Genomic DNA, 23,421 nt, shown 5'->3' with positions numbered 1-23,421 from the left:
AACTTATTGAAATACAAGGCTGTTTTTCAGGCCAATCAGGGGGGCGACGATGCCAAGGATTTCACGGCGGGCTTTTGCTGCGCTCATCGCGGTCTCGACATGGCTGCCCGGCGCAGCCTTTGCCGCCGACGCGCTCAAGGAAATTCACATCGACTGGGCGACCTACAACCCGGTGTCGATGGTGTTGAAGCAAAAGGGCTTGCTGGAACAGGAATTCGCCAAGGACGGCATCAATATCGTCTGGGTGCAATCGGCCGGTTCCAACAAAGCGCTCGAATTCCTCAACGCCGGCTCGATCGACTTCGGCTCGACCGCGGGATCGGCGGCGCTGGTGGCAAAAATCAACGGCAACCCGATCAAGGCGATCTATGTCTTTTCGCGCCCGGAATGGACCGCGCTGGTGACGGCGAAGGATTCAAAAATCGCCAGCGTTGCCGACCTCAGGGGCAAGCGCGTCGCAGTGACCCGCGGCACCGATCCGCACATCTTCCTTGTGCGGGCGCTGCTCGACGCCGGCCTGTCCGAAAAAGACATCACGCCGGTGCTGCTGCAGCACGCCGACGGCAAGACCGCTTTGATCCGCGGCGACGTCGATGCCTGGGCCGGCCTCGATCCGATGATGGCGCAGGCGGAAATCGAGGACGGCGCAAAACTGTTCTTCCGTAAGGCCGACGCCAACACCTGGGGCATCCTCAATGTCCGCGAGCAGTTTTTGAAGGACAATCCTGAAATCGTCCGCCGCGTGCTCGCGACTTACGAGGAGGCGCGCAAATATTCGCTGGCCAATTACGACGACCTGAAGAAGACCTTCATCGCGGTGACAAAGCTGCCGGACGCGGTGGTCGACAAGCAGCTCAAGGAGCGTACCGAACTGACCCACAGCCGCATCGGCGCCCCGCAGCGCGAGTCCATCCTCGCGGCTGGCTTGGCGCTGCAGCAGGCCGGCGTGGTCGACGCCAAGGTCGACGTCAAAGCAACGCTGGATGCGCTGATCGACGATCAGGTGCCATTGCCGACCAATTGAGGAAAGGAAGTATTAGCGTCGTCCCTGCGAAAGCAGGGACCCATACGCCGCGGCCGTTATTGCGATACTCGATCGCTGTCACCTTCCTTCATTACTTAAGCCGGTGGTTATGGGTCCCGGCCTTCGCCGGGACGACATGCGGATGGTCTCGTCGCTTCCGCCACCTTGCAATCCCTCACGAGACGAACCTTGCTATGGCCATGACCGTCGAACTGCCAGCCCTGGAACAGCCCGACGCGATCGTGCGCCCTGCGCCGTCCGCGCTGCGCCGTTATGCGCGGCCGGCACTGGGGCTGTTGCTGCCGGTTGGCCTCGCGCTGGCCTGGGAGATCATCGTCCGGCTCGGCTGGTCCAATGGCCGACTGGTGCCGCCGCCGACAAAAATCTTCGCCACCATCATGGAACTCGCCAAAAGCGGCGAACTCTCGCGCCACGTCGTGGCGACGCTGTGGCGCGTCGCGGCCGGCTTTGGCCTCGGCGTGGTTGCCGGCACCTTGCTCGGCGCCGTGTCCGGTTATTGGGACCTGGCGCGCCGGCTGCTCGATCCGACAGTGCAGGCGCTGCGTGCGATCCCGTCGCTCGCCTGGGTGCCGCTGTTCATCCTGTGGCTCGGCATCTTCGAAACCGCGAAGGTCGCACTGATCGCCGCCGGGGTATTTTTCCCGGTCTATCTCGGCGTGATGGGCGCGATCCTCTCGGTCGATCGCAAGATCGTCGAAGTCGGCCGCGCGTTTCGCCTCTCGGGCCCGGCGATGATCCGCCGCATCCTGCTGCCCGCGGTGTTGCCGGCCTATGTGGTCGCGCTGCGGGTCGGCCTCGGTCTCGGGTGGATGTTCGTGGTCGCCGCCGAACTGATGGGCGCATCCGAAGGGCTCGGCTATCTCCTGCTCGACGGCCAGCAGCTCGGCAAGCCGGCGCAGATCATGGCCGCGATCGTGATCTTCGCGATTTTGGGCAAGACCACCGACTGGCTGATCGAGATCGCAACCGCGCCATTGCTGCGCTGGCAGGATGCGTTCGGCCGCCAGGGCGGAGCTGTCTGATGCTGGCACTCGACAGGATCGGAAAGACCTATCCCAACGGCGTTCACGCGCTGGAGCGCTTTTCCGCCGAGATCAGGCCGGGCGAAATCGTCGCCATCATCGGCGGCTCCGGTTGCGGCAAGTCGACGCTGCTGCGCGCCATCGCCGGGCTCGATCGCGCGACATCGGGGGCGGTGACGCTGGACGACACGGCGATCACGGCGCCGCACGCCAAGATCGGCATCATCTTCCAGGAGCCGCGGCTGTTGCCGTGGCTCAGCGTCGCCGACAATATCGGTTTCGGCCTGTCGGAATTGCCGGTTGATGTCAGGTGCGAGAAGGTCGCGCGCGCACTGAGGCGGGTCGGCCTCACCGACAAGGCCAATGCGTGGCCGCGCGAACTGTCCGGCGGGCAGGCGCAGCGGGTCGCGATTGCGCGCGCACTGGTGCCGCAGCCGGAAGTGCTGCTGCTGGACGAGCCGTTCTCCGCGCTCGACGCCTTCACGCGGCGCGACCTGCAGGACCATCTGCTCGACCTCTGGGCCGATACGCGGCCGACCCTCGTTCTCGTGACGCATGACGTCGATGAGGCCGTCGTGCTGGCAGATCGCGTGCTTGTGATGCGGCCGCGGCCGGGGCGGCTGTTCGAGGAGATCAGGATCAATCTGGCGCGGCCGCGCGACCGTAATTCGCCTTTGTTCGGCAATTTCAAGCGCCGCGTGCTGACCGCGCTGGACCGCTCGCTCGATCGCAACGTGCCCGATGCCGATCCCAAATCGACCGCGGGCGAGGCGATGTGGTGGTGACATCGGCCGCAATAGCCATTACATCCGGTCGGACAAAAAATCCGGGAGAAAAAAATGGACGCCGCCGAACTCCGCGCGATGCAGGCCCCGATCAAGGAACGCTACAAGTCCGATCCCTCCGCCGCGGTCATCACGCTCAAGGCCAAGGGCTCGATCGACAATGACGGCCTCACCTGCAAGGTCGAGACCGGCCGCGCGCTCGCGGTGGCAGGTCTTCATCCCGCCACCGGCGGCTCCGGACTTGAATTGTGCTCGGGCGACATGCTGCTGGAGGCACTCGTGGCCTGCGCCGGGGTCACGCTGAAATCGGTCGCGACCGCGGTCGATGTGCCCCTCAAGTCCGGCAACGTCATCGCCGAAGGCGATCTCGATTTCCGCGGCACGCTCGGCGTCGACAAGGAGGCGCCGGTTGGCTTTGCCGAAATCCGCCTGCGCTTCGACGTGGCAACCGACGCGCCACAGGACAAGCTCGATCTGCTGTTGAAACTCACCGAGCGCTATTGCGTGGTCTACCAGACCATCAAGAACGGCCCGAGGATTTCGGTGTCGATGAAGCGGATTTGATCTTGCGTCGTCCCGGCGAAAGCCGGGACCCATACGCCGCGCTCTCTCGTTTCTAGATCCGCTGCTCATCGGCTTTCGCGCCACACGAATGGCTGTGGTTATGGGTCCCGGCCTTCGCCGGGACGACGAAAAATGTCCCCCGAACTCATCTTCCTCCTGACGCTCGTCCTGCGCATGGCGATCACGGCGGCGTTCGTGGTGACGGCCTCCGTCATCACCGAGCGGTCGGGCCCCGTGATCGGCGCGCTGGTCGCGACGCTGCCGATTTCGGCGGGGCCGTCCTATGTCTTCCTCGCGCTCGACCATGATGCCGCGTTCATCGCCGAGGGCGCGCTGGCAAGCCTGCCGATCAATGCCGCAACGATCCTGCTGGGGCTCACCTATGTCATCCTGGCCCAGCGCCGCAGCGTGCTGGTCAGCGCCGGCGCCGCGGTCGCAGTCTGGATCGCGCTCGCGTCCCTGATCCGCTCGGTGCATTGGACGCTCGCCGGCGGATTGATCGTCAACGCGATTGCGTTTGCGATCTGCGTGCCGCTGTTGCAGCGCTACCGTCACGTCAAGATGCCGATCGTTGCACGCCGCTGGTACGACATTCCGCTGCGCGCCTGCCTGGTCGCGACCCTGGTGGCGACGGTGGTCACGCTGTCCGGCTGGGTCGGCCCCAAGATCAGCGGCATCATCGCGCTGTTCCCGGCCGTGTTCACCTCAATGATGCTGATCCTGCACCCGCGCATCGGCGGCCCGCCGACCGCAGCCGTGCTCGCCAACAGCGCCTGGGGCTTGATGGGGCTCGGCGTCGCCATTGCGGTGCTGCATGTCGCCGCGCTGCGGTTCGGCTCGGTGATTGGCCTCAGCCTCGCGTTGGCAACTTGCGTGAGCTGGAATCTTGCTTTGTGGTGGAACGAGCGGCGGAAATTGGCGCGGTGCTAGTCCCTCATGGTGAGGAGCGCGTCTTCGCGCGTCTCGAACCATGAGGCCCGTGGCCCATCCTTCGAGACGCCGCTTCGCGGCTCCTCAGGATGAGGACCGTTACCGCTTCGGCAGTTTCGCCTTCAGCGCATACAACGCCTCCAGCGCCTCGCGCGGCGACATCTCGTCGGGGTGCAGCGTCTTCACCGCCTCGACCAGCATTTCCGCTTCGGTTGGCGGCGCCGGTTCGGCGGCGGCGCGGGAGGGGACCGCGAACAGCGGCAAATCGTCGGCGAGCGCACGCGCGCTCTGGCCGCGGTCCTGTGCTTCCAGTTTCGCCAGCACCGATTTGGCGCGCGCGATCACCGCCGGGGGCAGGCCGGCGAGTTTCGCGACCTGGATGCCGTAGGAGCGGTCGGCCGAACCCGGCAGCACTTCGTGCAGGAACACGACGTCGCCCTGCCATTCCTTGACGCGCACGGTGGCGTTGAACATCCGCGGCAGTTTTGCCGAGAGCGCGGTCAGTTCGTGGTAATGCGTCGCGAACAAGGCGCGGCAGCGGTTGCTCTCATGCAGATGCTCGATCGCGGCCCAGGCGATCGAGAGGCCGTCGAAGGTTGCAGTACCCCGTCCGATTTCGTCCAAAATCACCAGCGAGCGTTCGCTGGCCTGGTTGAGGATCACGGCGGTCTCGACCATTTCCACCATGAAGGTGGAGCGGCCGCGCGCCAGATCGTCGGCCGCGCCGACGCGCGAGAACAGCCGGTCGACGATGCCGATCCGCGCCCGCGACGCCGGCACGTAAGAGCCGATCTGCGCCATCAGCGCGATCAGCGCGTTCTGGCGCAGGAAGGTCGATTTGCCGGCCATGTTGGGGCCGGTGATCAGCCAGATCTGGCCGGACTTTTGTGCGGGCCCCGGCGAAAGGTCGCAGGCGTTGGCGATGAACGGCTGGCCATCGCGCTTGAGCGCCTGTTCGACCACCGGATGGCGGCCGCCTTCGATCGCAAAGCCGAGCGTAGTGTCGACGTCGGGCCGCACATAGTTATCATCGACCGCAAGCTTTGCCAGCGCGGTCGCGACATCGAGCAGCGCGAACGCATGCGCCGCGCCGCGGAGCTCGTCGCTGGCGGCGAGCGCCTGTCCGCACAGCCGCTCGAAGATCTCCAGCTCCAGCCCGAGCGCACGGTCGCCGGCATTGGCGATCTTGGCTTCGATCTCGCCGAGTTCGGAAGTGGTGAAGCGGACCTGCCCGGCCAGCGTCTGGCGATGGATGAAGGTCGCGTTCAAGGGTGGCGACATCAATTTGTCGCCGTGCTGCGCGGTGACCTCGACGAAATAGCCCAGCACATTGTTGTGACGGATTTTGAGGCCCTTGATGCCGGTGTCGTCGGCGTAGCGCGCCTGCATCGCGGCCACCACAAGGCGCGAGGCGTCGCGCAGGCTGCGGGTCTCGTCGAGGGCTGCTTCATAGAATTCGCGGACAAAACCGCCGTCGCGCTTGATCAGCGGCAATTGCTCGGCCAGCGCGCGCTCGAATTCCCGCGCCAGGTCGCGCGAGGGCCGGCGCAGCGCTTCCATCACCGCCGCGATCTCGGCCGGCGGCGCCTCGAACTGCCCCAGCCGCGCCAGCGCCTGATCGGCCGCCAAAATGCCGTCGCGCAAACCAGCGAGATCGCGCGGGCCGCCGCGTCCGACCGATAGCCGCGCCAGCGCGCGCGACATGTCGGGCGCCCCTTTGAGCATGCTGCGGATATCGTCACGCGCCGCACTATCGGCGACGAAGGCGGCGATGGCGTCCAGCCGCCGCGCGATCGCGGCGCTGTCGGTCAGCGGGGCCGCGAGCCGCTGTGCTAGAAGCCGCGATCCGGCCGCGGTGACGGTGCAGTCGATCGCATCGAGCAGCGAGCCGCGCCGTTCGCCGGCCAATGTGCGCGTCAATTCGAGATTGGCGCGGGTGGCGGGGTCGATCGCCATGGTGGTTCCGGCGGCCTCGCGCGACGGCGGCGACAGCGGCGGGCGTTTTCCCACCTGGGTGCGGTCGATATAGGTGACGGCGGCGGCCGCCGCGGTCGCCTCCAGCCGCGACATCGCGGACAGGCCGTCCATAGTCGCAACCACAAAGTAATCGCACAGCCGCCGTTCGGCGGTGGCGCTGTCGAACACGTCGCGGGTCAGCGGCGTCACCGCGGGCAGTTCGCGCAGCAGGGGACCGAGATCGGGATCGCCATAGAGCGCGTCGGTGACGATGACCTCGTTCGGATTGATCCGCGCCAGCGTTGCCGCAAGTTCCGCGATCGCGCATTCCGTGACCGAGAATTCCGAGGTCGAAATATCGATCCAGGCGAGCCCGATGCGGTCGCCGCCTGCGGAAGCGCGGGCGCGCGCGATCGCCAGCAGATAATTGTTGGTGCGGGCATCCAGCAGCGTGTCTTCGGTCAGCGTGCCCGGCGTCACCAGCCGGACCACGCCACGGCGCACCACGCTCTTGTTGCCGCGCGCCTTTGCTTCGGCGGGATTCTCGGTCTGCTCGCACACCGCGACGCGGTGGCCGGCTTCGATCAGGCGGTGCAGATAGTCCTCGGAGCGCTCTACCGGCACGCCGCACATCGGGATGTCGAGGCCCTGATGCTTGCCGCGCTTGGTCAGCACGATGCCGAGCGTTTTGGAGGCGATTTCGGCGTCCTCGAAGAACAGCTCGTAGAAATCGCCCATCCGGTAGAACAGCAACAGCCCGGGATGGCCGGCCTTGATCTCCAGGTATTGTTCCATCATCGGCGTGACGCGCGACGGCGCATCATTGGCCGGAGTTGCCTCAGGCGTTGCTTCGGGGGGGACGGGAATGGACTGCTGGATTGTCATTGAGGGCGGAAACTACAAAATTTTCGCGGTCGGGTCCTATTCCTTTGCCCGTATCATCCGGGTTTTCCACGCCTCCCGGCCCCTAATTCAGCACCCCGGCGCTGCCGGCATGACCGACATCCCGCGAAAGCGCGGCGGGGGGCGCCGCGGTCAATTGACCTGCCCCAAAGGCGCTCCTAAAACTCGCCGTCAATCCAGCGGGCCAACGCCTAAAACGCGGCATTCAGGGAGAAATTCGATGCGTGATGTCTATATTTGCGATGCCGTCCGGACCCCGATCGGCCGCTTCGGCGGCGCGCTCGCCAAGGTGCGCGCCGACGATTTGGCCGCCGCCCCGATCAAGGCCTTGATGGCCAAGCATCCGAAACTCGACTGGTCGCAAGTCGACGAGGTGTTTTTCGGCTGCGCCAACCAGGCCGGCGAGGACAACCGCAACGTCGCGCGCATGGCGCTGTTGCTGGCCGGCATGCCTGACTCGGTTCCCGGCCAGACGCTGAATCGCCTCTGTGCCTCGGGCCTCGACGCAGTGGGCGCCGGTGGCCGCGCGATCCGCGCGGGCGAAATCGATCTTGCGATTGCCGGCGGCGTCGAATCGATGACGCGGGCGCCGTTCGTGATGGGCAAGGCGGCGGAAGCGTTTTCGCGCTCCGCCGACATTTTCGACACCACCATCGGCTGGCGCTTCATCAATCCCTTGATGAAGGCGCAGTACGGCGTCGATGCGATGCCCGAGACCGGCGAGAACGTCGCCGAGGAATTCCAGGTGTCGCGCGCCGATCAGGATGCGTTCGCGATCCGCTCGCAGCAGCGCGCAGGCGCGGCGATCGCCTCGGGCTATTTCGCCGAAGAGATCACGCCGGTATCGGTGCCCGGCGGCAAGGCCGGTCCCATTACCGTCGACAAGGACGAGCATCCGCGCCCGGAAACCACGCTGGAAGGCCTCACCAAATTGAAGCCGATCGTGCGCAATCCCGGCACGGTGACCGCGGGCAATGCGTCCGGCGTCAATGACGGCGCGGCTGCAATGATTCTCGCCTCGGAAGCCGCGGTGAAGAGGCAGGGGCTGACGCCGCGGGCGCGCATCCTCGGGCTCGCCTCGGCCGCGGTGCCGCCGCGCATCATGGGCATCGGCCCGGTGCCGGCGACGCGCAAGCTGATGGAACGGCTGGGCCTGAAAATCAGCGATTTCGATTTGATCGAGCTCAATGAAGCCTTTGCCTCGCAGGGCATAGCGTGCTTGCGGCAATTGGGCGTTCAGGACGATGCCGACTTCGTCAACCCGCATGGCGGCGCGATCGCGCTTGGCCATCCGCTCGGCATGAGCGGCGCGCGGCTGGCGTTGACGGCGGTGCACGGCATGGAGAAGCGCGGCGGCAAACGCGCGCTCGCCACCATGTGCGTCGGCGTCGGTCAGGGCGTCGCGATGGCGATCGAGAGGTTGAACTGATTGAACGGTCCTCATCCTGAGGAGCGCGCCCTTGGCGCGCGTCTCGAAGGATGACCGCACACGGGCTTCATGGTTCGAGACGGCGCCAAGCGGCGCCTCCTCACCATGAGGTCCCCCGGAAAGCAGGAGACATAGGTGACCTTATCCTACCCCATCGAAAGCCTCGCGGCGCATCCGCCGCGGCTGTCGCCGGCCTACAAGAGCACGGTGAAACGCACGCCGTCGAAGCCGCTGATCATCATGCGGCACACGCTGTCGGAACTGACCGGGCCGGTCTACGGCCACGAGACCGTGCGCGAGAACGACAACGACCTCACCCTGCAGTGCAAGGGCGAGCCGCTCGGCGAGCGCATCATCGTGCATGGCCATGTGCTCGACGAGGACGGCCGCGGCGTGCCGAATACGCTGGTCGAATTGTGGCAGGCCAATGCCTGCGGCCGTTACATCCATGTCGTCGACCAGCATCCGGCACCGCTCGATCCGAATTTCACCGGCGCGGGGCGCACGCAGTCGGACGCTGCGGGCTACTACAAATTCGTCACCATCAAGCCCGGCGCCTATCCCTGGGGCAATCACCACAACGCCTGGCGTCCGGCCCACATCCACTTCTCGGTGTTTGGCCATTCCTTCATCTCGCGGCTGGTGACGCAGATGTATTTCCCCGGCGATCCCCTGTTTCCGTTCGATCCGATTTTCAATTCGGTGACGGATGAAAAGGCGCGCAACCGGATGATCTCGAGCTTCGATCTGGAAAACACCCGGCCGGAATGGGCGCTGGCCTACCGCTTCAACATTGTGCTGCGCGGCCGCAACGCCACGCCGATGGAGACCAAATAGTGTCCGAGACTGCCAAAGGAGTTACGCCGTCGCAGACCGTCGGTCCGTACTTCGCCTACGGACTGACCCCGAACGGCAAATATGACTGGAACGACGCGTTCAGCAACAATCTCGTCACGCCGGACACGTCGGGCGAACGCATCCGCGTCGAGGGCAGGGTGTTCGACGGCGACGGCGCGCCGGTGTCGGATTGCATGCTGGAAATATGGCAGGCCGATGCGCAAGGCAGGTTCAACGATCCGCAGGATAAGCGCGCGCTGCCTAATTCATCGTTCAGGGGATTTGGCCGCGTCGGCACCGACGGCAATGGCGGCTATGCCTTCGACACCATCAAGCCGGGCGTGGTGCCCGATCCCGACGGCAAGCCGCAGGCGCCGCATCTCGTGCTCGCGGTGTTCGCGCGCGGCATGCTGCTGCACCTCTATACAAGGATCTATTTCGACGGCGAGGCGGCCAATGCCGCCGACCCCGTGCTGGCGCTGGTACCGTCCGATCGCCGCGCCACGCTGATCGCGACCCGCAAGCCCGGCACAGGGAGCGCAGTCTATTGCCTCGACATCCGCCTGCAGGGCGACAACGAGACGGTGTTCTTCGAGGTGTAAGTCCATGATCATCGAACGTCAGCAGGATGTCACGGTTGCCGCGACATCCGTGATGGAACGGACGTCCGATCCGCGGCTGCGCGAAATCATGGTGTCGCTGGTCAAGCACCTGCATGGCTTTGTCCGCGACGTCGGCCTGACCGAGGCGGAATTCCGCGATGCCGCCGCCATCGTGGCCGAACTCGGCAAGCTTTCGAACGACACGCACAACGAAGTCGTCCTGATGGCGGGCTCGCTCGGGGTCTCGTCGCTGGTGTGCCTCCTGAACAATGGCGATCAGGGCAACACGGAAACCTCGCAATCCCTGCTCGGGCCGTTCTGGCGGCTGCACTCGCCCAAAGTTGACAACGGCGGCTCCATCATCCGGTCCGAGACCCCGGGCGCGCCGCTGTTCGTCACCGCGCGCGTGGTGGACCAGGCGGGGAATCCGCTTCCCGGGGCGGAGGTGGATATCTGGCACGCCTCGCCGGTCGGGCTGTACGAAAACCAGGATCCCGAACAGGCGGACATGAACCTGCGCGGCAAGTTCACCACCGATGCCGACGGGCGTTTCTGGTTTCGTTCGGTGATGATGATCGGTTATCCCATTCCGACCAACGGCGTGGTTGGGCGGCTGTTAAGGCTGCAGGACAGGCATCCCTATCGGCCGGCGCATCTGCACGCGCTGATCTTCAAGCCGGGATTCAAGGTTTTGGTTTCCCAGGTCTACGATCCCGCCGACCCGCATATCGACAGCGACGTGCAGTTCGGCGTCACCAGGGCGCTGATCGGCAATTTCGTGCGTCATGAGGAGCCGCATCCGACGGACGCCGATGTAGGTCGGCCCTGGTATTCACTCGACTACGTCTACAGGATGGAAGAAGGCGACGCCGTGCTGCCGCGGCCGCCGATCAAGTAGCGGGTACCTGCGCCGTGTCAAAATTCCCGGCAAAATGGCTGGGCGGCTAGAACAACGTCTCATTGATACAAAAAGGGGGGAGCCACGATGGCTATCAAGATCATGATCCTGAACGGACCTAATCTGAATTTCCTGGGCATTCGGGAGCCTCACATTTATGGCTCGACGACGCTCAAGGAGATTGAAGCGAGTTGTCAGGATGCGGCTGATTATCTCGGGGTCTCGATCTCGTTTCACCAGTCAAATCTCGAAGGCGAACTGGTCAATTTGATACAGTCGGCGCACGGGACGTTCGATGCCATCATCATGAACCCGGCAGCCTACTCGTTTACGTCGATAGCACTGATCGACGCCCTGAAAATATTCGAGGGCCCAAAGATCGAGGTCCATGTCTCCAATATTCACGCGCGCGACGATCTGCACCGGCATTCGATTACTTCAAGCGCTTCCACCGCCGTCATCTGCGGCCTCGGTCCTTACGGATACATCGCCGCCATCCTGGCTGCCGTACAAAGGCTGGGGAAGTTGCCCGATGCGGTTCCGGCATCGTTGCACGGCTTGCGGGCGAAAGCGTAGCACTATCACCCACGTCGTCCCGGCCTTCGCCGGGACGACGAACAGCGCGCCCCTTCTACTCGATCACCGCATGCTCCGCCGGCGCGGCTTGCGCCCGCAGCGTGGCCTTGGTCGAGCCGATCATGATCGCGAGCGGGATCGAAGCGAGAATGAACAGCATCACCAGCTGATAGTCCTGCGAAAACGCGATGATCTGCGCCTGAATGCCAACCATCGCATCCGCCATGGCGCGGCCGGTGTCGGTGTTCATGTCGATCATGCCGGCGACATTGGGCATCTGCATGGCGTGGTTGAACGGATTGATGTGCTCGGAAAGATTGGCGTAGACGCGCCGCGATCCCTCGGTGAGCTGCGCGATCACGACCGAAATACCGATCGAAGAGGCGACGTTGCGCATCAACGTCAGCATTGAGGTGCCGTCGGTGCGCAAATGATTGGGCAGCGTCAGGAACGCCACCGTGCTCAGCGGTACGAACACCAACCCGAAGCCAAAGCCCTGGATGATGCTCAAGGTGACGATCTCGGGGACGCCGGTCTGGTCGGTCCAGCCGGTCATGTAGAACAGCGACAGGCCGGTCAGGCTGAGACCGCTGATGATCAGCGTGCGCGCCTCGATAAAGCGCATCAGGCGGCCGACCAGCATCATGGCGACGAAGGTGCCGGAGCCGCGGGTCGCCAGCAGCACGCCCGCGGTGATGATGGGGTAGCCGATCACGTTCTGCAGGAACGGCGAGGACAGCGCCATGGTCGAATACAGCACCAGCCCCATCACCGCCATGAAGACGCAGCCGCCGACGAAATTGCGGTCCTTGAACAGCGCGAACTGGATGAACGGCTTTGACGTCGTCAGCGAATGCGCGAAGAAATAATAGAAGCCGATGCCCGAGACGATGAATTCGCCGATGATCTCGCCGGATTCCAGCCAGCCCAGCTGCTCGCCGCGGTCGAGCGCGATCTGCAAGGAGCCGATGCCGATCGCCAGCGCCGTGAAGCCGAACCAGTCGAATCGCAGATCGAGGTCCTTCCTGGTCTCGTCCATGAACACCATCAGGCCGAGCACGGTGAAGATGCCGAACGGCAGATTGACGAAGAACACCCAGTGCCAGGAATAGGTTTCGGTCAGCCACGCGCCCAGCGACGGGCCCATGATCGGGCCCATCATCACGCCCATGCCCCAGATCGACATCGCCTTCGCCCGCTCCCGCAGCGAATAGGAGTCGAGCATGACCGCCTGCGACAGCGGCACCAGCGCCGCGCCGAACACGCCCTGCAGCAAACGGAACAGCACCATCTGGTTGATGTCCTGCGCCAGGCCGCACAATACCGAGGCGATGGTGAAGCCGCCGGAGCAGATGATGAAGATGCGCTTGCGGCCGAAGCGGTTGGCGATCCAGCCGACCGGCGCGGTCATGATCGCGGCGGCGACGATGTAGGAGGTCAGCACCCAGTTGATCTGGTCGGTCGAGGCCGACAGCGTGCCCTGCATGTAGGGCAGCGCGACATTGGCGATGGTGGTGTCCAGCGCCTGCATGATGGTCGCCGTCATGGCGCAGATCGTCACCATGTTCCGGCGCAGGCCGGGAACGGCGGATGGTGACGGGCCCGGCGTCGGCATGGCTATTCCTGGTTGGCGACCGCCGGCGAGAGGCCGAGCAGGCCAGCGAGCGAACGGCGATGGTTGGTGTCGATCGTGGCGTAGACGCTCATGCCGGCCTTCAGCTTGGCGACGAACTTGTCGTCCTTGTCGAAATAGATCCGCACCGGGACGCGCTGCACCACCTTGACGAAATTGCCGGTGGCGTTCTGCGGCGGCAGGATCGCGAATTGCGCGCCGGTGCCGGGCGAGAGCGAGCCGACCGTGCCCTTGAACACGTGGTTGGGGAACGCATCGACGTCGAGCGTGACGGGCTGGCCGACCGCGACATAGGTGAAATCGGACTCCTTCGGATTGGCGTCGACCCAGGGGTTGGCGACGTCGATGATGGAGAACACCGGCGCACCCGCCATCGCGAAGCGCCCGAGCTGAATCTGATCGACCTGGGTGGCGATGCCGGCCATCGGCGCGCGCATCACGGTGTGGTCGAGATTGCGCTCGGCGATCCCAAGCGCCGCCTTGGCCTGGGCGTAGGGCGGAAATTGTTCCAGCGGCAATTCGGGATTGCCGAGCAACTGGGCCTTGGCGTTGGAAAGCTGCTGCTTGACGAACTGGGCCTGCGCGCCCGCGGTAACGAGGCTGGTCGCCGAATTGTCAAGGTCGAGCTGCGAGCCGACATTGCTCTTGACCAGCGCGGACTTGCGATCGACGTCGCGCTGCTTCAGGTCAATGCCCTGCTGGGCGAGATCGAGCATCTGGCCGTAGATTTTGATGTTGGCGACCAGATTGTCGTAGGTCGTCTTGGCCTGCTCGAGCGTCGCCTTGGCCTGGTCGACGGCAAGGCGGAACGGCACCGGGTCGATCTCGAACAGGACGTCGCCTTCCTTGACCTGCTGGCCTTCCCTGACCACGACCTTCTCGATCTTGCCGGAGATGTCGGGCGTGATCAAAACCTTCTGCGCGCCGACATAGGCGTCGTCGGTGGTCACGTAGCGGCCGCCATTGAGATAAAAGGTGAGGCCGGCGATCGCCGCCACCAGCGGCAGCACCACCAGCAGCAGAAAACGCCGGTAGCGGCGCAGGCCGGCCATCAGCCGGCGGCGCGGCTCCGCGGCGATCTTGCTGCGGGGCGCGGGAGACGCCGGGCTGCCCTTCTGTTCGGGCGGGAATTTGAGGACGGGATCAGCCATAGCGCTGCTCCTTTCTGGGAGGTTCGCCGGCTGGGTTCTGGATCGCATTGCGAATGTTTTCCTTGACCGATTCCAGTTGGGCGAGCAGGCGGTGGGCATCGGCGGGATTGATGCCCTCCAGCGCAGTCGCGGTGATGTCGGAGCGCAGCCCCGAGAGCTTGCCGAGCAGGGGACGCGCGGCCTTGCGCAGATACAGGCGGTTGACGCGGCGGTCGGTCTCGTCGCCGCGGCGTTCGATCCAGCCATTGTCGCAGAGCTTGTCGATCAGTCGCGTCAACGTGATCGGCTGCATCTCCATCTGTTCGGCGAGTTCCGTCTGCTTCAGGCCTTCGGTGCGCCCGACCTTGGCCAAAACCGCCCATTGCGCGCGGGTGATGCCGTAGCGCGCGGCCTGCTTGTCGGCATAGGCGCGCACCAGTCGTTGCAATTCGCCGAGCGTAAACAGGAAGTTCATATCCACGGAACCGCGCATGGTCTTTCCCCGCCTCCATAAGCTTTGGATATAATAAGCTAGCTTATGAATTCCGCATGGCAGGTTAACAATTGGCTGACCTGCTCTGAGAACATGGCTGGGACGCGTGCAGCGCCGGGCTTTGGGATTGCAGGCAAAAATGCTACAAATCAACGTGATGACCCTGACAAAACCTACCTTCCCCGCGCCCGGCCACGATCACGGCCGCTGCACCGCGGATGCGATGACGCATGCCGAGCAGGTTTGCGCGCGGCGGGCGCAGAAATTCACGCCGATCCGGCGTCAGGTGCTGCAGGCGCTGCTGTCCAGCCACCGTCCGCTCGGCGCCTATGAGGTGATCGACGAACTCGCCAAATCGATGCCGCGGCCGGCGCCGATCACGGTCTACCGCGCGCTGGATTTTTTGATGGAAAACGGGCTCGTCCACCGCATCGAAAGCCGCAACGCGTTCCTGGCCTGCGCGCATGACCATGATGCCACCGCCATGGTGGCGTTTCTGATCTGCGACCATTGCGGCTCGGTCGGCGAGATTCCCGCGGCCCCGGTGGCGCAAAGCCTCAATGCGGCGGCGCGCGCGCTGGGGTTCGCGCCGAAACTCTCGGTCGTCGAAATCGCCGGCACCTGCGCGCACTGCCAGAAATGATCCAGGAAGATTGAACCTGAGACCCTCACCCCCGTCATTGCGAGCCAACGGGTCGCGCGAATGCGCGCCCGATGATAAACTCCGCGAAGCAATCCATTTCACCACTTGCTGAGGCATGGATTGCTTCGTCGCTTCGCTCCTCGCAATGACGGGTCAATTATGTGTGAGTCATAACCACAAACACGGCGCCAAGCCAGCCACGAGGATCGATGTCGTTAACCCAGGTGATTTCTCCAAATCAAGCCGTCTCCACGACCGGGCGCGAGCTCAGCGCGGGCGCCATCGCCCTGATGCTGATGCTGTGCCTGAGCTGGGGTTTCAACCAGATCGCAGTCAAGCTGGTGCTGCCGGACGTGCCGCCGATGCTGCAGGCGCTGATCCGTTCCGCCGGCGCCTTGCCGGTGCTGCTCGTCATCGGCCGGCTGCGCGGCACGAAATTCTTCGAGCGTGACGGCACGCTGTGCGCCGGGCTGTCGGCGGGCGTGATCTTCGGCATCGAATTGGTGCTGATCTATCGCGGCCTGCTGCTGACCACGGCGTCCCGCGCGGTGGTGTTTCTCTACACCGCGCCGTTCTTCGTGGCGCTGGGGTCCTATGTGTTTCTCGGCGAGCGGCTGCGCGCCTGGCAATGGGGCGGGCTCGGCCTGAGCTTTGCCGGCGTAGCCCTCGCGATCGGGGTGCCGCAGCCCAATGTCGATTCGAATGTGCTGCTCGGCGATCTTCTGATCGTCGCCGGCGGCGCGCTATGGGCGACGACGACTCTGATCGTGAAGGCCACCGCGCTGATCAGGGCGCCCGCGGAAAAGGGCCTGGGCTATCAGGTGGCGTTGTCGATCCCGATTCTCAGCCTTGCGGCGTGGATATCGGGCGAGCGGATCACCCACGTCCCGAGCCCGCTGTCGCTGTCGCTGCTGGCCTATCAGTCGTTCTGGGTGGTCGGACTAACCTTCCTGTTGTGGTTCGCTCTGGTGAAGGCCTATTCCGCCAGCAAATTGTCCGCCTTCACCTTCATCACGCCGCTGTTCGGCGTCGCCGCCAGCTACTTCATCATGCACGACACGCTGACGCTTGCCTTCGGTGTCGCAGCGCTGCGGGTGATCGCCGGGCTCTATCTCGTCAACAAGCTCGATCCGAAGGTCGTGCCGGATCCGAACGTTCCGGCGTGAGGGTCACTCCCGTCATTGCGAGCGAAGCGAAGCAATCCATCCATCGGCTTGCGTTGCTATGGATTGCTTCGCTTCGCTCGCAATGACGTGGAGGGAGCGCGCATGCCGTGCAAAATAGCCCATCAGTCCGTTTCGATCGGCAGCGACGCATCCTTGGCCCATTCGCCCATCGAGCCGTCATAGAGGGTGAGGTTGTCGTAACCGAGCTGGTCGAGCAGGAACAGGTCGATCGTGGCCGAAATGCCGCCGCCGCAATAGGCGACCACGCGCTTGTCCCTGGTGATGCCTTGCGCGGCGAATTTCTTCTCGGCGTCCGCGAGCGGCACGAAAGCCTTGGTCTGGGGATCGAGCAAGGTCGCCGCCGATACATTGCAGCTGCCGGGAATGCGGCCGGGCCGGCCGTAGCGGCTGGGCTCGAGACCCCTGTGGAATTGCGGCCCGAGCGCATTGACCACGACGGTGTTGCGCCTGGCGCTTGCGGCAAGAACCTCGTGCTTGCCGACGAAATATCCGGGCTTCGGTTTCGCCGTGAACGCCGCCGGCGAATACCCCCTTTCGGGTCCGGTCTCGATCGCGCGGCCTTCCGCCTTCCATTTGTCGAGACCGCCGTCGAGCACGGAAACGTTGTCAAAGCCGAGCGATTTCAGCATCCACCAGAATCGCGTCGCCCACATCGCGGTGCCGATCGAATACAGCACCACCCGGCTGTCGGCCGATATGCCGTGGCGGCCGAACGCGGCCTCGAGCTGGGCGACCTGTGGCATCATGAAGCGAAGCGCGGTGCCCTGGTCCGAGAATTCGCCCTGCAGGTCCAGAAAGTCCGCGCCCGGAATATGCCCGGCCTCGAACGTCTGCCGTCCGGGGACCGCGAGATAGGGAACCCCGCTGCCCTCGGGCGCTGGTTCAAGATAGGTCGTGCAATCGAACAGGCGGAGGTCCGCATGATGGAGGATGTCGGCGAGTTCCGCCGTGGTGATCAGCCCGCTCCGCTCCGGCATGTTCGCCTCCCTCTCATTGTTATGCCGATGCTATTGGGTGCGATCGGCGATGAAAAGCCGGCAGATTGCCCTTTGATCCCGTGATTCCCGTCCAATATAGCGGTGAGGCCAGGCGTCCCCGGGATGCCCTTGCTTTCGATCCCAGCCGGCGTAATAAGCTATTGAATTAACAGCGGAAAGTTTCCGATCCGGACGAAGGCGCCCCGCCCGCTACCATCCCCTTGGTGAATGTCACCAAAACCTGATATTCGAGACGCCATGAACAAGCCCGAAAAACCGTCCCAAGAAAAACTGCAAGACGACATCGCCGGCCCCAGCGCCCGGCATAAGACCACGCGAGTCATGGTCGGCAATGTTGCCGTCGGCGGCGGTGCGCCGATTGTCGTGCAGTCGATGACCAATACCGACACCGCCGATATCGAAGGCACCATCGCGCAGGTCGCAGCTCTTTCGCGCGCCGGCTCGGAAATGGTGCGCATCACGGTCGACCGTGAGGAAGCCGCCGCCGCCGTGCCGCACATCCGCGATGGCTTGCGCAAGCGCGGCATCACCACGCCCCTGATCGGCGATTTCCATTACATCGGCCACAAGCTGCTCGCGGACTATCCGGCCTGCGCCGAGGCGCTCGACAAATACCGCATCAATCCCGGCAATGTCGGCTTCAAGAACAAGCGCGATACGCAATTCGCCGACATCATCGAGATCGCGAACAAGAACGACAAGCCGGTTCGGATCGGCGCCAACTGGGGTTCGCTCGATCAGGAGCTGCTCACCAAGCTGATGGACGAAAACGCGCTGCTTCCCGCACCGAAGGATGTCCGCGCGGTGACGCGCGAAGCCATGGTGCAGTCGGCGCTGTTGTCCGCTGCCCGTGCGCAAGAGCTCGGCATGCCCAAGAACAAGATGATCCTGTCGGCCAAGGTGTCGGCGGTACAGGATCTGATCGCGGTCTACCAGACCCTCGCCGAACGTTCGGACTACGCCATCCATCTCGGCCTCACCGAAGCCGGCATGGGCTCGAAGGGCATCGTGGCCTCGTCGGCCGCGCTCAGCATTTTGCTGCAGGACGGCATCGGCGACACCATCCGGATTTCGCTCACGCCCGAGCCCGGCGGCGATCGCACGGTGGAAGTCCAGGTCGCGCAGGAACTGCTGCAGACCATGGGTTTCCGCACCTTCGTGCCGCTGGTGGCGGCATGCCCGGGCTGCGGCCGCACCACCTCGACCACGTTCCAGGAACTGGCGCGCTCGATCCAGGATTTCATCCGCGAGGAAATGCCGGGCTGGAAGACGCAATATCCCGGCGTCGAGGAGCTTAACGTCGCGGTCATGGGCTGCATCGTCAACGGCCCCGGCGAATCCAAGCACGCCAATATCGGCATCTCACTTCCCGGCACCGGCGAAACGCCGGCCGCGCCGGTGTTCGTCGACGGCAAGAAGTTCCGCACCCTGCGCGGCCCGGGCATTGCCGCGGACTTCAAGGCGCTGGTGATCGATTATATCGACCAGCGCTATGGGGCGGGGAGCAAGGCGCCGGTGACGGCGGCGGAGTAAGATTTCTCTCCACTGTCGTCCCCGCGAACGCGGGGACCCATAACCACAGGTCGTTGTGGTGATGGCGTGCTGTGGCTCCAGCATTAACAACAACATCCTCCTGCGGGTATGGGTCCCGGCTCAAGGCCGGGACGACAAAATGGATGCATTGCGCTTCGTACGCCACAGGCTACGATGATCCCAATCAAGAACGATTGGGAGAACGTCGATGAGCTCGCTTTCCGGCAAGCACGGACCCCGTTATCGGCACCTCGCCGACGAGACTGAACCCTACGAGACCATCGGCGTCGAAAAGCTGACCCCGATCATCGGTGCCGAGATATCCGGCGTCGACATCGGCAAACTGGTCTCCGACGATGCCCGCTCCAATCGCCAGATGGACGAGATCCATCGGGCGCTGGCCGAAAACCTCGTAATCTTCTTTCGCGACCAGCACATTACGCCGCAACAGCATCTCGCCTTCGGGCGCAAATTCGGCGATCTGCACATTCACCCTGCGGCGCCCCATGAGGGCGACGACCCGGCGCTGATGAAGATCTATGCCGACAAGGACTCGCCACGCGCCAATGGCGAGGGCTGGCACACCGACGTGTCCTGCGACGTCGAGCCGCCGATGGGCTCGATCCTCTACATCAGGCAATGCCCGCCGCGCGGCGGCGACACGCTGTTCGCCAATATGTATGCGGCCTATGAGGCGCTGTCGGACCGGATGAAGGCCTATCTCGACGGGCTGACCGCGCTGCATGACGGCGAATCGACCTATCGCGGGCTCTACGCCAATTACGGTGTCGCCGACCGCCCGAGCTATCCGCGCGCCGAGCATCCGGTGGTGCGCACCCATCCGGTGACCGGCAAGAAGGCGCTCTACGTCAACCGCGGTTTTACCCGCCACCTCATCGGCATTCCCCGCGACGAGAGCGACGCCATGCTGGCGTATCTCTATCAGCACGCCGAAAACCCGCTATTTCAGTGCCGCTTCCGCTGGACCGAAAACGCCATCGCGTTCTGGGACAACCGCTGCGCCCAGCACCGCGCGATGTGGGATTACTGGCCGCACACCCGCGCCGGCACGCGTGTGACGGTGAAGGGGGAGCGGCCAGTGTAGTCCATACCGCGTTGACGCCCCGCCTGGCCTGCGCCAAGCTCACCCAAAAGCAAAACAAAACCCCGGAGGACCCCCATGCTCCGCGCAGAAGATAACAAGTTCCTGACCGAAAGCGGCAAGGGGACGGGAATGGGCGAATTGCTGCGCCGGTTCTGGATGCCGGTGCTGTTGTCGAAAGAATTGCCCGAAGCGGATGGACCGCCGAAGAAGATCGCCGTGATGGGCGAGGAGCTGCTCGCGTTCCGCGACTCTAGAGGCGTGGTCGGGGTTATCGATCAATATTGCCCGCATCGCGGCGCCAATCTCTGGCTCGGCCGCAACGAGGAATGCGGCATCCGCTGCGTCTATCACGGCTGGAAGTTCGACACCGACGGCCGCTGCGTCGACATGCCGACGTCCTATCCCGATCTCAACGCCAAGAACCTGATCCGGATCAAATCCTATCCAGTGCGCGAATGGGGCGACATGATCTGGGCCTATATGGGTCCGGCGGATGCCGTTCCGGAATTGCCGGCGCTGGAAATGGCGCTGGTGCCGCCCTCGCATCGCTACGTCACCAAGAAATGGCAGGACTGCAACTGGGTGCAGGCGATGGAAGGCTCGATCGACACCGCGCATTTCACCTTCGCGCATCTGAGCTTCGAGAAGGAAGAGAACGAAATCCTCGATATCAAGAAGCACTTTGTCAATCCGCTGACGCGGGTCGCGACCGACCACATGCGCTGGATCGCCGAAGATCCCCGCCCGGTGATCAAGATCAATCCGCACGAGGCGGGTCTCACGGTCGCCGGTGGACGGCTCACCGGGTCAGACAATATTTACTGGCGTATCGCCCAGTTCCTGATGCCGGTGCACGCCTATGCGCCGAGTTCGATGCCCGGCGAGAACATTTTCGGCCAGAGCTTTGTTCCGGTCAGCGATACCAATTGCTGGATCTACACCTATGCCTGGAATCCGGAGCGTCCGCTGACGCAGGCCGAGCGCGATGGCTACGACCGCGGCAACGGCGTGATGTCGATGGTCGACGAGAATTACATTCCGCTGCGCAACAGGGGCAACGACTATCTGATCGACCGCAAACTGCAGAAGACCAGCAGCTATACCGGCATCAAGGGCGTGTCCGAACAGGACGCGGCGGTGCAGGACAGTCAGGGTCCGATCGCGGACCGCACCCGCGAACATCTCGGGCCGACCGATCTGGGCATCCTGCATTTCCGCAAGCTCGTGATGGATGCGGCGCGCGCGCTGCAGCAGGGGCACGCGCCGTCGCATCTCGCCCATCAGGACCGCTACACCGTGCGTTCCGGCGCCTGCGTGACCAGCAAGGCCAAGGATCTGACCGCGGTGATGATCGAGCGGTTTGGCGACGCGGCGGGTTATGTCGGGCGGCCGCGGACAGCGGCGGCGGAGTAGCCGAAGTCCATCCCACCGTCATTGCGAGCGAAGCGAAGCAATCCATTTCGCGGCTGGCGAAGTAAAGAGTGGATTGCTTCGTCGCTTCGCTCCTCGCAATGACGTCTAATTACAGCGGTATCCTGCGATACTCGCGGTTCGAGAGGCTGGCTTCCTCCAAATCGAGATCGCGCTCGATCCGTCGCCGGGTCTCGTCGGTGATCTTGCCGTCGCGCAAGAGGGCGTGGATGAATTTTCGCTCCGTTGCAATCAATTCACGTGTCAGCGCGGTCCCCGCCGCTGTAACGTCGTGCGCATCGGGATCGAGCGAATCCGGCAATTGATTGGCGCGGATCTCGTGCCGCGCGCGCAGCAGTTTCACCACCTCGTCGGACAATTCCCGGTCATCCGTGATGGCATCGAGCGACTTGAGCGCAGCGGCGAGCGCCTCGCGCCGGGCCGCGATCTCCGACTCATGTTCGGCGATGTGTTCGTCACGGCCGGCCTCCGCGACGCCGAGCCAGCGCACCACCGGCGGCAATCCCAACCCAAGCCCTACCAGCGTGATGAAGATGACCCCGAAGGCGACGAACAGGATCAGGTCGCGATAGGGAAAGCCGTCACCGTTTGGCAGCGCAAACGGCAGTGCAAGGGCTGCGGCCAGCGACACGGCGCCGCGCACGCCGGTGAACGCAATCACGAAGACCGTGCGCCAGGACGGCGCCGGATCGCGTTCGCGGGTCCGCTTGCTCATCAGGCGCGGCAGATAGGTGGCGGGAAAGACCCAGGCAAACCGCGCGACGATGACGATCACCGCGACCAAGGCGGTCGCAAGCAGGATGTCGTCGAGCGGAAACGCCTTCGATTTCTCGTATAGCGACCGCATCTGGAAACCCGTCAGAAGGAACAGCAGGCCCTCGATCAAATAGATCACGAGGTCCCAGAAGAAGATGCCCTGCAGCCGCGTCGCCGACGAGATCAGGAGCGGCCCGTTCCAGCTCATATAGAGCCCGCAGGCGACGGTCGCGATCACGCCGGAGCCGCCGAAATGTTCGGGGATCCAGTAGGCGACATAGGGCGTGATCAGCGACAGCGTGATCTCGACCTGCGGGTCGCGGGCGCGGTGGCGCATGCGCAGGCTGAGCCAGCCGACGGCGGCGCCGAACAGCACTTCGGCGACGACGATGACCAGGAATGTGCCCGCCGCTTTCGGCAGCGAAAACATGCCGGTCGAAATCGCCATCACCGCGAAGCGATAGAGGATCAGCGCGGTGGCGTCGTTGGCCAGCCCCTCGCCCTCGAGCACGACGAGGATCCGGCGCGGCATCCCGAGCTTGCGGGCGATCGCCAGTGGCGCCACCACGTCCGGGGGTGCCACGATGGCCCCGAGCAGGAAGCCGACACTCCATGGCAGCCCGATCAGATAATGCGTCGCGGCAGCGACCGCGAAGGCCGTGAAGATCACGCAGCCGACCGACAGCAGGATGATCGGCCGCAAATTGGATTTGAATTCGCGCCAGCTCATGGCGACGCTGGCCGAATAGATCAGCGGCGGCAGCACCACCAGCAGCACCAGTTCGGGCGGCAATTCCAGCGACGGCATGCCGGGCACGAACGCCAGCACGATGCCGGTGAGCAGCAGCAGGATCGCCGGCGCGACGTTGACCCGGCGCGCCAGCAAGGCGGTTCCCGCCAGCACGGCAAGCAGGATCAGGAAAATCTGAAATTTGGCTTCCATGACCCTTCAATTCGCCCGGAAG

General features: G+C 64.2%; 21 protein-coding genes. 15 read left to right on the top strand and 6 right to left on the bottom strand.

Going from position 1 to position 23,421, the window contains the following annotated elements; translation table 11 throughout:
• Positions 1–49 precede the first annotated feature (49 nt).
• From V1289_RS19210 to V1289_RS19190, 5 genes are all read left to right on the top strand, one after another.
• Positions 50–1,024 (top strand): aliphatic sulfonate ABC transporter substrate-binding protein, encoded by a 975-nt coding sequence (locus V1289_RS19210; protein ID WP_334398344.1) that lies wholly within the window; start codon positions 50–52, stop codon positions 1,022–1,024.
• Positions 1,025–1,218: 194 nt separating this feature from the next.
• Entirely contained in the window at positions 1,219–2,067 is an 849-nt protein-coding gene (locus V1289_RS19205; protein ID WP_334398343.1) for an ABC transporter permease, read from the top strand.
• Positions 2,067–2,852, top strand: coding sequence for an ABC transporter ATP-binding protein (locus V1289_RS19200; protein WP_334398342.1), 786 nt, complete (start codon positions 2,067–2,069; stop codon positions 2,850–2,852). Before V1289_RS19205 ends, V1289_RS19200 begins: the two co-directional genes overlap by 1 nt.
• A 54-nt stretch (positions 2,853–2,906) precedes the next feature.
• The gene (locus V1289_RS19195) at positions 2,907–3,416 is read left to right on the top strand and encodes an OsmC family protein (RefSeq protein WP_334398341.1); all 510 of its coding nucleotides are present in this window, start codon (positions 2,907–2,909) and stop codon (positions 3,414–3,416) included.
• A 132-nt stretch (positions 3,417–3,548) separates the two neighbouring features.
• On the top strand, positions 3,549–4,346 hold the full coding sequence (locus tag V1289_RS19190; RefSeq protein ID WP_334398340.1) for a hypothetical protein: 798 nt from the start codon (positions 3,549–3,551) through the stop codon (positions 4,344–4,346).
• Between the two features lie 99 nt (positions 4,347–4,445).
• On the opposite strand, the gene mutS is transcribed toward V1289_RS19190, so the two are convergent.
• The gene (mutS, locus tag V1289_RS19185; RefSeq protein ID WP_334398339.1) at positions 4,446–7,187 is read right to left on the bottom strand and encodes a DNA mismatch repair protein MutS; all 2,742 of its coding nucleotides are present in this window, start codon (positions 7,185–7,187) and stop codon (positions 4,446–4,448) included.
• A gap of 238 nt (positions 7,188–7,425) precedes the next feature.
• On the opposite strand from mutS, the gene pcaF reads away from it, so the two are divergent.
• The 5 genes from pcaF (at position 7,426) to V1289_RS19160 (ending at position 11,547) form a co-directional block, all read left to right on the top strand.
• The gene (pcaF, locus tag V1289_RS19180; protein ID WP_334398338.1) at positions 7,426–8,634 is read left to right on the top strand and encodes a 3-oxoadipyl-CoA thiolase; all 1,209 of its coding nucleotides are present in this window, start codon (positions 7,426–7,428) and stop codon (positions 8,632–8,634) included.
• Between the two features lie 135 nt (positions 8,635–8,769).
• A complete protein-coding gene (gene pcaH / locus V1289_RS19175; RefSeq protein ID WP_334398337.1) occupies positions 8,770–9,471 on the top strand; it encodes a protocatechuate 3,4-dioxygenase subunit beta in 702 nt (233 codons plus the stop codon).
• Complete coding sequence (gene pcaG, locus V1289_RS19170) at positions 9,471–10,073, top strand: protocatechuate 3,4-dioxygenase subunit alpha (protein WP_334398336.1); 603 nt, start codon at positions 9,471–9,473, stop codon at positions 10,071–10,073. The genes pcaH and pcaG overlap by 1 nt, the downstream gene beginning before the upstream one ends.
• 4 nt (positions 10,074–10,077) lie before the next feature.
• Positions 10,078–10,971, top strand: coding sequence for a dioxygenase family protein (locus V1289_RS19165; protein WP_334398335.1), 894 nt, complete (start codon positions 10,078–10,080; stop codon positions 10,969–10,971).
• A gap of 87 nt (positions 10,972–11,058) precedes the next feature.
• Positions 11,059–11,547 (top strand): type II 3-dehydroquinate dehydratase, encoded by a 489-nt coding sequence (locus V1289_RS19160; RefSeq protein ID WP_334398334.1) that lies wholly within the window; start codon positions 11,059–11,061, stop codon positions 11,545–11,547.
• 55 nt (positions 11,548–11,602) lie between these two features.
• On the opposite strand, the gene V1289_RS19155 is transcribed toward V1289_RS19160, so the two are convergent.
• From V1289_RS19155 to V1289_RS19145, 3 genes are read right to left on the bottom strand one after another with little or no spacing between them, the layout of a single operon-like run.
• A complete protein-coding gene (locus V1289_RS19155; RefSeq protein ID WP_309180636.1) occupies positions 11,603–13,162 on the bottom strand; it encodes an MDR family MFS transporter in 1,560 nt (519 codons plus the stop codon).
• 2 nt (positions 13,163–13,164) lie between these two features.
• Positions 13,165–14,331 carry an HlyD family secretion protein gene (locus tag V1289_RS19150; RefSeq protein ID WP_334398333.1) on the bottom strand — a complete coding sequence of 389 codons (1,167 nt, stop codon included), beginning with the start codon at positions 14,329–14,331 and terminating at the stop codon, positions 13,165–13,167.
• Positions 14,324–14,803: a MarR family winged helix-turn-helix transcriptional regulator gene (locus tag V1289_RS19145; RefSeq protein ID WP_334398332.1), complete on the bottom strand. Its 480-nt coding sequence runs from the start codon at positions 14,801–14,803 to the stop codon at positions 14,324–14,326. The genes V1289_RS19150 and V1289_RS19145 overlap by 8 nt, the downstream gene beginning before the upstream one ends.
• Positions 14,804–14,960: 157 nt before the next feature.
• Here V1289_RS19145 and V1289_RS19140 point away from each other — a divergent pair, with 157 nt between their 5' ends.
• Together V1289_RS19140 and V1289_RS19135 are read left to right on the top strand one after the other, a co-directional pair.
• Positions 14,961–15,446 carry a Fur family transcriptional regulator gene (locus V1289_RS19140; protein WP_334407549.1) on the top strand — a complete coding sequence of 162 codons (486 nt, stop codon included), beginning with the start codon at positions 14,961–14,963 and terminating at the stop codon, positions 15,444–15,446.
• A 209-nt stretch (positions 15,447–15,655) separates the two neighbouring features.
• Entirely contained in the window at positions 15,656–16,612 is a 957-nt protein-coding gene (locus V1289_RS19135) for a DMT family transporter (protein ID WP_334398331.1), read from the top strand.
• Positions 16,613–16,734: 122 nt separating this feature from the next.
• Here the strand turns inward: V1289_RS19135 and V1289_RS19130 are convergent, their stop codons facing one another.
• Positions 16,735–17,610 (bottom strand): sulfurtransferase, encoded by an 876-nt coding sequence (locus V1289_RS19130; RefSeq protein WP_334398330.1) that lies wholly within the window; start codon positions 17,608–17,610, stop codon positions 16,735–16,737.
• A 258-nt stretch (positions 17,611–17,868) separates the two neighbouring features.
• On the opposite strand from V1289_RS19130, the gene ispG reads away from it, so the two are divergent.
• The 3 genes from ispG (at position 17,869) to V1289_RS19115 (ending at position 21,682) form a co-directional block, all read left to right on the top strand.
• Entirely contained in the window at positions 17,869–19,164 is a 1,296-nt protein-coding gene (gene ispG, locus V1289_RS19125; protein WP_334398329.1) for a flavodoxin-dependent (E)-4-hydroxy-3-methylbut-2-enyl-diphosphate synthase, read from the top strand.
• A gap of 208 nt (positions 19,165–19,372) precedes the next feature.
• Positions 19,373–20,269, top strand: a complete 897-nt coding sequence (locus tag V1289_RS19120) for a TauD/TfdA dioxygenase family protein (protein WP_334398328.1) — start codon at positions 19,373–19,375, stop codon at positions 20,267–20,269.
• Positions 20,270–20,344: 75 nt separating this feature from the next.
• On the top strand, positions 20,345–21,682 hold the full coding sequence (locus V1289_RS19115; protein ID WP_334398327.1) for a Rieske 2Fe-2S domain-containing protein: 1,338 nt from the start codon (positions 20,345–20,347) through the stop codon (positions 21,680–21,682).
• A gap of 109 nt (positions 21,683–21,791) precedes the next feature.
• Here the strand turns inward: V1289_RS19115 and V1289_RS19110 are convergent, their stop codons facing one another.
• Positions 21,792–23,399 carry a Na+/H+ antiporter gene (locus tag V1289_RS19110; protein WP_334398326.1) on the bottom strand — a complete coding sequence of 536 codons (1,608 nt, stop codon included), beginning with the start codon at positions 23,397–23,399 and terminating at the stop codon, positions 21,792–21,794.
• Positions 23,400–23,421: the final 22 nt, after the last annotated feature.

The sequence above is a fragment of the Bradyrhizobium sp. AZCC 2289 genome (assembly GCF_036924615.1).
Taxonomy (GTDB): domain Bacteria; phylum Pseudomonadota; class Alphaproteobacteria; order Rhizobiales; family Xanthobacteraceae; genus Bradyrhizobium.
The sequence above is the reverse complement of the archived record's forward strand: the minus strand, read 5'-3'. Positions and strand labels throughout refer to the sequence as shown.

Bases quoted from the DNA above. Each gene is read 5' to 3' on its own strand.
- V1289_RS19150 (WP_334398333.1), bottom strand. From the start codon at position 14,331: ATGGCTGATCCCGTCCTCAAATTCCCGCCCGAACAGAAGGGCAGCCCG.
- V1289_RS19110 (WP_334398326.1), bottom strand. From the start codon at position 23,399: ATGGAAGCCAAATTTCAGATTTTCCTGATCCTGCTTGCCGTGCTGGCG.
- V1289_RS19205 (WP_334398343.1), top strand. From the start codon at position 1,219: ATGGCCATGACCGTCGAACTGCCAGCCCTGGAACAGCCCGACGCGATC.
- V1289_RS19140 (WP_334407549.1), top strand. From the start codon at position 14,961: ATGACCCTGACAAAACCTACCTTCCCCGCGCCCGGCCACGATCACGGC.
- V1289_RS19155 (WP_309180636.1), bottom strand. From the start codon at position 13,162: ATGCCGACGCCGGGCCCGTCACCATCCGCCGTTCCCGGCCTGCGCCGG.
- V1289_RS19160 (WP_334398334.1), top strand. From the start codon at position 11,059: ATGGCTATCAAGATCATGATCCTGAACGGACCTAATCTGAATTTCCTG.
- V1289_RS19195 (WP_334398341.1), top strand. From the start codon at position 2,907: ATGGACGCCGCCGAACTCCGCGCGATGCAGGCCCCGATCAAGGAACGC.
- V1289_RS19165 (WP_334398335.1), top strand. From the start codon at position 10,078: ATGATCATCGAACGTCAGCAGGATGTCACGGTTGCCGCGACATCCGTG.
- V1289_RS19115 (WP_334398327.1), top strand. From the start codon at position 20,345: ATGCTCCGCGCAGAAGATAACAAGTTCCTGACCGAAAGCGGCAAGGGG.
- V1289_RS19190 (WP_334398340.1), top strand. From the start codon at position 3,549: ATGTCCCCCGAACTCATCTTCCTCCTGACGCTCGTCCTGCGCATGGCG.
- V1289_RS19200 (WP_334398342.1), top strand. From the start codon at position 2,067: ATGCTGGCACTCGACAGGATCGGAAAGACCTATCCCAACGGCGTTCAC.
- ispG (WP_334398329.1), top strand. From the start codon at position 17,869: ATGAACAAGCCCGAAAAACCGTCCCAAGAAAAACTGCAAGACGACATC.
- V1289_RS19145 (WP_334398332.1), bottom strand. From the start codon at position 14,803: ATGCGCGGTTCCGTGGATATGAACTTCCTGTTTACGCTCGGCGAATTG.
- V1289_RS19120 (WP_334398328.1), top strand. From the start codon at position 19,373: ATGAGCTCGCTTTCCGGCAAGCACGGACCCCGTTATCGGCACCTCGCC.
- pcaF (WP_334398338.1), top strand. From the start codon at position 7,426: ATGCGTGATGTCTATATTTGCGATGCCGTCCGGACCCCGATCGGCCGC.
- V1289_RS19130 (WP_334398330.1), bottom strand. From the start codon at position 17,610: ATGCCGGAGCGGAGCGGGCTGATCACCACGGCGGAACTCGCCGACATC.
- mutS (WP_334398339.1), bottom strand. From the start codon at position 7,187: ATGACAATCCAGCAGTCCATTCCCGTCCCCCCCGAAGCAACGCCTGAG.
- V1289_RS19135 (WP_334398331.1), top strand. From the start codon at position 15,656: ATGTCGTTAACCCAGGTGATTTCTCCAAATCAAGCCGTCTCCACGACC.
- V1289_RS19210 (WP_334398344.1), top strand. From the start codon at position 50: ATGCCAAGGATTTCACGGCGGGCTTTTGCTGCGCTCATCGCGGTCTCG.